Source organism: Blastococcus sp. SYSU DS0541 (genome assembly GCF_054050875.1).
The window spans coordinates 1-7656 of sequence record NZ_JBJHAD010000038.1 but is presented as its reverse complement, the minus strand read 5'-3'; the positions used below and the strand labels follow the sequence as shown (position 1 = coordinate 7656).

The following is a 7656-nucleotide window of genomic DNA, read 5'->3' as shown; positions in this document are numbered from 1 at the left end:
GGATGGACCTGCCGCTGCGGGCGATCCGGGAGCAGATCGCCTCGGCCGTCGACGTGGTGGTGCAGCTGACCCGGCTGCGGGATGGCACCCGGCGGGTCACCCACGTCACCGAGGTCCAGGGCATGGAAGGGGAGACGGTGACCCTGCAGGACGCGTTCCTGTTCGACTACTCCGCCGGGGTCGACCCGGTCACCGGCCGCTTCCTGGGCAAGCCGGTGCCCACCGGTGTCCGCCCCCGCTTCACCGACCGCTTCACCGACATGGGCATCACCCTCTCCCCCCGCGTCTTCGGCGTGGCCGAGCCGGCCACCGCGGCCCGACGGAGCTGGGGCTGATGTCGCCGGTGCTGCTGCTCGCCGGGCTGGTCGCGGTGGCCGGCGGCGTCTTCCTCGTCGCCGTCGCCGTGCTGCCGGCCGGGCCGCCGCGGGTGCCGTTGAGCCGGGTCGACCCGACAGCGGCGCCGACGACCTCGGCGCTGTCCGGGATGGGGTCGGCCGCAGGCGTCGCCGTCGGCCGCGTGCTCGCGCGGCGAGGCTGGGCAGCGTCCGGCGCGATGACGCTCGAGCAGGCCGGCGTCGCGATGCAGCTGACCGACTTCGTCCTGGCGGTCGGACTCGTCGCCACCGTCGCCGCCGTGCTCGGGGCGCTGGTGGGCGGGCTCGTGCTCGGTCTGCTGCTCCCGATCGTGGTCGTTCTGGGTAGCCGGGTGCTGCTGCGGTTCAGGGCCGGGCGGCGGCGGGCCGCGTTCGCCGACCAGCTCGACGACTCGCTGCAGCTGATGGCCAGCAGCCTGCGCGCCGGGCACAGCATCCTCCGGGCGATGGACTCCGTCGCCACCGAGGCTGACGCCCCGACGTCGGAGGAGTTCGCCCGGATCATCAACGAGACCCGCGTCGGCCGGGACCTCACCGACGCTCTCGACGAGGTCGCCGAGCGGATGGGCAGCGAGGACTTCACCTGGGTGGCCCAGGCCATCGCCATCCAGCGCGAGGTCGGCGGCAACCTCGCCGAGGTGCTGGACGCCGTCGGCGACACCATCCGGGAGCGCAACGCCATCCGCCGCCAGGTCAAGGCGCTCTCCGCCGAAGGGAAGCTCTCCGCGACCGTGCTCATGGCCCTGCCCTTCGGCATCACCGTGTTTCTCTCGCTCACGAATCCGAGCTATCTCTCGGCGTTCACCGAGAGCCTGGCCGGCTACACGATGCTGGGGGTCGCGGCCGTCATGATGCTGGTCGGCGGCCTGTGGCTGAAGAAGACCGTGGCGATCCGGTTCTGATGACCATCGCTGCTTCGCAGGGGAACCGGACCACGGTCCTCGTCGTCACTCCGCAGGAGGACCCGTGCTGATCCCGGCCATGCCCGGTCCGGTCCTGGCCGCCGTCGCCGCAGTGGCTCTCGGTGTGCCGATCCTCGGCTGGGCCTGCCTGCCCCGCACCCACGGCGTGGCCGCACAAGCGCAGGCGAACCTGGCGCGCGGACTCGACGTCCCCGGCGGTGCGGGGCAGCGGAGTAGCCGAACGCGCCTCGGTCCCGCCGCGCGCCTCGTTGGCTACCTGACCCCGCGAGGGACGACGGACCGGCTCAACCGGCTGGCGGGCGCCGCCGGCCGACCGGCCGCCTGGCCGGTGGCCAAGCTGGTCGCGGCGAAGCTGGTTCTCGCGATGGTCGCCGGGGCGCTGAGCCTGCTGGTGCTCAGCGCGCAGCCGAGTGCGCTCGGCGGGTTGTTCGGCGGGACGGTGACCCTGGTCGCGTACTTCGTCCCCGAGTTGCTGCTGTACAGCCGGGGCCAGGAGCGCCGGCAGGCGATCGGCCTGGAGCTGGCCGACACCCTCGACCAGATGACCATCGCGGTGGAAGCCGGGCTCGGCTTCGAGTCGGCCATGGCGCGCGCCGCGAAGAACGGGAAGGGCGCGCTGGCCGAGGAGCTCACCCGGACGCTGCAGGACATCGCCGTCGGCCAGCCGCGCCGCGACGCATACCTGGCCACGGCGGAGCGCACCGGTGTCCAGGACCTCCGCCGGTTCATCCGAGCGGTGGTGCAGGCGGACGCCTACGGCGTGTCGATCGCCGACGTACTGCGCACCCAGGCCGCCGAGATGCGCCTCAAGCGCCGCCAGCGCGCGGAGGAGAAGGCCATGCAGATCCCGGTCAAGGTGATCTTCCCCCTCATCCTGTGCATCCTGCCGACCTTGTTCATCGTGCTGCTCGGGCCCGCCGCCATGGACATCGCCGAGGCCTTCAGCGGCTGACCGGCTCGGCCTCGTCCGAAGTACCCGGGCGGGAATCCGCGGGAGCCGTCACCATGACGTCCGGGCGATGCAGGAAGAGGCCGTACAGGCACAGGCATGTGAGCCCGAAGGCCGTCAGGGGGACGGTCTGGTCCTCCAGCAGCACGACGATCGAGATGTGCAGCGCGACGCCGAATGTCGCGGCGGCCCGCACCGTCGACCGGTGCCAGAGACCGAACGCCAGGAACAATTCCCCCGCCACAGTGCCCGCGGCCATGAGGGTGAACAGCCACCACGGAAGAGGCATCCAGACCCACAGCGACAGCGGAGCCCCGGACAGGAAGACGACGTTGACCTTGCTGATGGCGGCGAAGAAGTAGCACACCGACAGCTGGGACATCATCAGGAGCTGTGGCCACCACGGCACCGGCCCCGCGCGCGAGGACAGCGACCACGCCGCATCGGAACGAGCGAACACCAGGTAGGCGACGAGGAGGGTGCCCAGCAGCCGGTGGCTGCTGTACGTCTGCTGGTCCCACAGGAACACCCCGACGTTGAGCGCCACCGTCGCGACGGCGGCCGTCGTCGTCCGCCAACCCACGGTGAGGGCTACACCCGCCACGACGGCCGCAACCAGGTAGACGTGCGCTGCCAGTGGTGTCGGGCTCGGGATCACCCCGTGGACCGGTAGGGCGAGCTTCCCCCCGGCGATGCCCCGCAGTAGGACGTACATCTCGACGCTGTTGGCGATCGCGGCGATGCCCAGCCCGATCCGGGCCACCGCAACCGGCCGCGGATGGGCCTGGAGGGGGGTCAGCCGCACCGGACGGTCCTCTCCTGGTCCGGCTGCTCCACGGTCACCTGGACGGCTCGGGGGACGACATCGCACACGTACTCGGGCAGCACGGTCGTCCAGTCGAACTCCGGCCGCATGACACCGGCGAGCGACTCCTCCAGGTCGGGCGAGAACTCCCGGCCCCTCGCGTCGATCGCCGTCACCACGACGCCGCCCTGGGCCGAGTACATCTGGAACCCGAACCGCGTCGGTGGGGCGTCGAGGAGGGCCACCGCCGGCACGGTCACCTGCGCGCCGAGGACCGCGACCAGGGCCCACTCCCGCACGCCGGCCGGGCGACGGGATCTCAGGGGTCCAGGCAGGCGCATGCGAGCCATCATCGGGACGCCGAAAGCCTTCCTCGTGCAGCGACACCCGTGCGCGCGCGGCGGGATGTGACGGCCGCTCAGCACTCCGGCTACGTTCCGTGGTCACCCTGACGGTGCGCATCTGCCTCGAAGGGGGGAGAAGTGCGTCACCCACTCGGTGGTAACCCCTGTTCCGACCACTCTCCGTGACTGCAGTCTCCTTCCAGCCGCGAGGGCGGGCCACGAGGCCCTACCCGGTTCGGCGACACGGGGGGAGAACCCACCATGCTCAGCCTCTACACCAACCTCGTCTGCCTGGCCGCCGTCGCCCAGGACCGCCTGAAGAAGGACGAGAAGGGCGCCACCGCCGTCGAGTACGGCCTGATGGTCGGCCTGATCGCGGTCGTGATCATCGTCGCCGTGACCGCGCTCGGCGGTCGCCTGGACACGCTGTTCCGTTCGATCGTCACCAGCCTGGGCGGCACGCTCCCCGGCGCCACGCCCTGACCTCAGCGCCGCGCTCCGTGGTCGGCGGTGCGGCGGCCGTCTGGTCGCTGCGCCGCTGACCGCGGCACACAGGTCGCAGATACACCAACCGGGGGGAAGTCGTGGGGGAGATGCGTTCAGAGCGTGGTGCGGCAGCGGTGGAGTTCGCGCTGATTGTGCCGCTGCTGATCGTCCTGGTGCTCGGCATCGTGGAGTTCGGCCGCGCCTTCCAGGTGCAGGCCACGCTGGCCGCCGCCGCCCGTGAAGGCGCGCGGGTCCTGGCCCTCCAGGGCGACGAGGCGGCCGTGGAGGCGGCGGTGCAGTCCGCCAGCACCTCCCTGAACCCCGGCGTCACCTCCGGTGGCGTCACCGTCTCGCCGGCCACGTGTGACGGGGCACCTGCCGGCACCAACGCCATCGTCACCGTCACCTATCCGATGCCGTTCCTCACCGGGTTCCTCGGCGACACCATCACCCTGGACGCGGACGGGGTCATGCGATGCAACGGCTGAGCGTCTGCCGCCGGCTGCACGGTGAACGGGGCGCTTCCGCCGTCCTGGTCGCCCTGCTCATGGTCCCGCTCCTCGGTTTCGGCGCCCTGGCCGTCGACATCGCCGCCGTCTACTCCGAGCGGCAGCAGCTGCAGAACGGCGCCGACGCCGCCGCGCTGGCCATCGGCCACGACTGCGCGGCCGCCCTGCCGGCCTGCGCGGACCGCCAGACGACCGCCGACTTCCTGACCAGCGCCAACTACGACGAAGCCGGTTCCGTCCACGGAACCCCGACGGTGACCCTCGGGGCCGACGAGGTCACCGTGGTCAACCCGGGGACGCAGGGCCACTGGCTCGCCCCGGTCCTGGGGTTCGAATCGACCGACGTCTCCGCCAGCGCCACCGTCCGGTGGGACGCCCCCGGTGGAGGAACCGCCGTCCTGCCGCTGGCCTTCTCCTGGTGTGCCTTCGATGCGCAGACCGACGGGGGAACGCCGACCGGCACCGACCCGATCGTGATCGAGTGGACCAAGACCGACGACACGAATTGCACCGGGCCGTCGGGCCTCGAGGTCCCCGGGGGGTTCGGCTGGCTGGAGACCGACCCGGACGTGTGCGGGGCGACCTCCACGGTCGACGGGATCGTGGACTCCTCGCCGGGAGCGAGCGTCCCAGCGGAGTGCACGCCGGACTACTTCGCCGGCCTCGTCGGGACGACCGTGCTGCTGCCGATCTTCGACGAGTCCGGCGACACCGGCTCCAACGCCTGGTACCGGATCTACGGCTACGCCGCCTTCACGATCACCGGGTACAACTTCGCCGGCCAGTACTACAGCACCCCGAAGCCCTGCAAGGGCGAGGAGCGGTGCATCGCGGGCTACTTCACCGAGTTCGTCGACTCGACGGATGCCTTCACGCCTGATCCGACCGCACCCGATCTCGGCGCCGTGGCCGTCCGGCTCGTCGCCTGACTCTTCGAGCTCCATCCACTCAAGGGGGAAATGAGTGAACCGCCGCATTCTCGCCGCCGTGCTCGCGCTCGGTCTCGCGGTCGTGGGCACCGTCGTGCTGGTGTCCTACGTCCGCGGGGCCGACGCCCGGGCCCTCGAAGGGGTCCAGACGACCCCGGTCCTCGTTGTCACCGCGCCTGTGCAGGAAGGAACAGCCGCGGGAGAGCTGACCGGATCCGTCCGGCTGGAGCAGATCCCCGCCAAGGTGGCGGCCACCGGGAGCGTGAGCGACCTGGCCGACCTCGGGAACCGCGTGACGACCGTGGCGCTGCAGCCGGGTGAGCAGCTGCTGGCCAGCCGCTTCGCCGACGAATCCGCACTGCAGCCACCGGGCCTCGTGGAGGTGCCCCCGGGTTTCTCCGAGGTCAGCTTCCTGCTCGAGCCGCAGCGCGTGATCGGTGGCCGGCTGGCCGCCGGCGACGAGATCGGCGTCTACATCTCCATGGACCTCGAGGACGCCAACGACAAGAAGACCGGTACGACTCACTCCGTCCTGCACGGCGTCCTGGTCACCCAGGTGCAGGGGGCGCCGGCCCCTGCGGCGCCGGCCGAGGGCTCGACCGAGACGGCCGCGACCGGGACCGCCGCCCCGTCGAGCAGCCTCATGGTCACCGTCGCCCTGCCCGCCCGCGACGCCGAGAAGGTGGTGTTCGGCATGGAGCACGCCAGCGTCTGGCTCGCACTGGAGCCCGAGGGTGCGGACACCTCCGGCACCGGGATCGTCACGCAGAACAACATCTACGGTGACGCGCTCGCCGGCCTCACCGCCGCCAACGGGGGGTCGGAAGAGTGAGCGGCATCGTCCTCGCGGGGGGCACCCCGGACCTGATCGAGCGGCTGCGCGCCGCACGGCCCGACGTGGTCGTGCTGCCCCCGGGACGAGTGCCTCGGGAGCCGATCCGGCTGTTCGAGCAGTTGCCGGCCGGCGACCTGCCCGCCGTCGTCGTCCTCGGCCCCGCTGCCCCGGTCGAGGATGTCCTCGCGCTGGCCGGTGCCCTCGACGCCGCCTGGCCCGGGATCAGCGTCGTGCTCGTCGCCGCGCCCACCCCGGAGCTGTGGCCGGCCGTCATGCGCGCCGGCATCCGGGACGTCGTCGCACCGGACGCCGACGTTCCCGAGCTCCGCGAGGTCACCGAGCGGGCCGCGCTGGCGGCGCTGGGTCGCCGGCAGGTGCTCGGCCCGGTCGCCGGCCGGCCCTCGGCCCCCGGGCGGGTCATCTCCGTCCTGTCGCCGAAGGGCGGGGTCGGCAAGACCACCGTGTCCACGAACCTGGCCGTCGGCCTGGCCGCGGTGGCGCCGCAGTCGACCGTCGTGGTGGACCTGGACGTGCAGTTCGGTGACGTGGCCACGGCCCTCGGCCTGCAGCCGGAGTACACGCTGCCCGATGCCGTGCACGGCCGGGCCAGCGAGGACACGATGGTCTTGAAGACCTTCCTCACCCAGCACCCGAGCGGGCTGTTCGCGGTGTGCGGGTCGGAGTCGCCGGCGGCGGGGGACACGGTGACCGCTGACGACGTCAGCCGGCTGCTCGCGGCGTTGGCCCGCCAGTTCCGGTACGTCGTCGTGGACACCGCGCCCGGGCTGTCGGAGCAGACGCTCGCCGCCCTGGACAAGTCATCCGACGCCGTCCTGCTCAGCAGCATGGACGTGCCGGGCATCCGCGGGCTCCGCAAGGAGATCGACGTCCTCGGTGAGCTGGACCTGCTGCCCTCCGGCCGGCACGTGGTCATGAACTTCGCCGACCCGAAGCACGGCCTCGCCCTCTCCGACGTCGAGCTCGCTCTCGGTACGGGCGTCGACGTCGTGCTGCCGCGGTCGGCGGCTGTGCCGGCGTCCACGAACCAGGGCGTCCCGCTGCTGTCGATGGACCTCAAGCGCGACCCCGCCACCAAGGAGATGCGCCGGCTGCTCGAGCGGTTCGGGGTCGCGGCTGCTCCCAGGTCCAGCGGATTCTGGTCCCGTCAGAAGGCGGCCTCCTGATGCGCCTGGGCGAGCGGCTGGACGCGAGCCGCGGACGGGCGGCCTCCCGGCCGCAACCGGCCGGAGTCGCCGGCCCGGCGCCTTCCCTGCTTCTCGAGCCTCGCGCGGAGGTGATCGCCGACCGGCCGGTGGCGTCGTCCCCGACCAAGCCGTCGAGCCCCCGCCCGCCTGCGCCTGTGATGACGCCGGTGGATGCGTTGGGGCGGTTGAAGGACCGGGTGGCGAAGGCGTTGTTCGAGCGGATGGGTGCTCGGATGAGCGATCCGTCGCTGGCCGAGGAGCAGTTGCGCGCGCTGGTGCTGCGGGAGCTGGACGAGG

General features: G+C 72.1%; 9 protein-coding genes and 2 pseudogenes. 9 read left to right on the top strand and 2 right to left on the bottom strand.

Translation table 11 applies throughout. The features are described from left to right. The 3 genes and pseudogenes from ACI794_RS20700 to ACI794_RS20690 all read left to right on the top strand — a co-directional run. A pseudogene (locus tag ACI794_RS20700) lies at positions 1-335 on the top strand (CpaF family protein); the annotation flags it as partial. Then, the gene (locus ACI794_RS20695) at positions 335-1276 is read left to right on the top strand and encodes a type II secretion system F family protein (RefSeq protein ID WP_456604255.1); all 942 of its coding nucleotides are present in this window, start codon (positions 335-337) and stop codon (positions 1274-1276) included. The pseudogene ACI794_RS20700 and the gene ACI794_RS20695, both read left to right, overlap by 1 nt. A gap of 64 nt (positions 1277-1340) precedes the next feature. Further along, on the top strand, positions 1341-2249 hold the full coding sequence (locus tag ACI794_RS20690) for a type II secretion system F family protein (RefSeq protein WP_456604256.1): 909 nt from the start codon (positions 1341-1343) through the stop codon (positions 2247-2249). On the opposite strand, the gene ACI794_RS20685 is transcribed toward ACI794_RS20690, so the two are convergent. Further along, positions 2239-3051, bottom strand: coding sequence for an HTTM domain-containing protein (locus ACI794_RS20685; RefSeq protein ID WP_456604257.1), 813 nt, complete (start codon positions 3049-3051; stop codon positions 2239-2241). The genes ACI794_RS20690 and ACI794_RS20685 overlap by 11 nt on opposite strands. Beyond that, positions 3042-3350: a hypothetical protein gene (locus ACI794_RS20680; protein WP_456604258.1), complete on the bottom strand. Its 309-nt coding sequence runs from the start codon at positions 3348-3350 to the stop codon at positions 3042-3044. The genes ACI794_RS20685 and ACI794_RS20680 overlap by 10 nt, the downstream gene beginning before the upstream one ends. A 306-nt stretch (positions 3351-3656) precedes the next feature. Here ACI794_RS20680 and ACI794_RS20675 point away from each other — a divergent pair, with 306 nt between their 5' ends. The 6 genes and pseudogenes from ACI794_RS20675 to ACI794_RS20650 all read left to right on the top strand — a co-directional run. Further along, positions 3657-3878, top strand: coding sequence for a Flp family type IVb pilin (locus ACI794_RS20675; RefSeq protein WP_456604259.1), 222 nt, complete (start codon positions 3657-3659; stop codon positions 3876-3878). Positions 3879-4015: 137 nt separating this feature from the next. Then, positions 4016-4369: a TadE/TadG family type IV pilus assembly protein gene (locus ACI794_RS20670; protein ID WP_456604260.1), complete on the top strand. Its 354-nt coding sequence runs from the start codon at positions 4016-4018 to the stop codon at positions 4367-4369. Then, on the top strand, positions 4357-5319 hold the full coding sequence (locus tag ACI794_RS20665) for a pilus assembly protein TadG-related protein (RefSeq protein WP_456604261.1): 963 nt from the start codon (positions 4357-4359) through the stop codon (positions 5317-5319). Before ACI794_RS20670 ends, ACI794_RS20665 begins: the two co-directional genes overlap by 13 nt. Positions 5320-5353: 34 nt before the next feature. Next, entirely contained in the window at positions 5354-6151 is a 798-nt protein-coding gene (gene cpaB, locus ACI794_RS20660) for a Flp pilus assembly protein CpaB (protein ID WP_456604262.1), read from the top strand. Next, positions 6148-7338 carry an AAA family ATPase gene (locus tag ACI794_RS20655; RefSeq protein WP_456604263.1) on the top strand — a complete coding sequence of 397 codons (1191 nt, stop codon included), beginning with the start codon at positions 6148-6150 and terminating at the stop codon, positions 7336-7338. Before cpaB ends, ACI794_RS20655 begins: the two co-directional genes overlap by 4 nt. After that, a pseudogene (locus tag ACI794_RS20650) lies at positions 7338-7656 on the top strand (CpaF family protein); the annotation flags it as partial. The gene ACI794_RS20655 and the pseudogene ACI794_RS20650, both read left to right, overlap by 1 nt.

What these genes read in the sequence shown, in the direction of transcription:
- ACI794_RS20695 (WP_456604255.1), top strand. Translation starts at nt 335, where the DNA reads ATGTCGCCGGTGCTGCTGCTCGCCGGGCTGGTCGCGGTGGCCGGCGGC.
- ACI794_RS20665 (WP_456604261.1), top strand. Translation starts at nt 4,357, where the DNA reads ATGCAACGGCTGAGCGTCTGCCGCCGGCTGCACGGTGAACGGGGCGCT.
- ACI794_RS20675 (WP_456604259.1), top strand. Translation starts at nt 3,657, where the DNA reads ATGCTCAGCCTCTACACCAACCTCGTCTGCCTGGCCGCCGTCGCCCAG.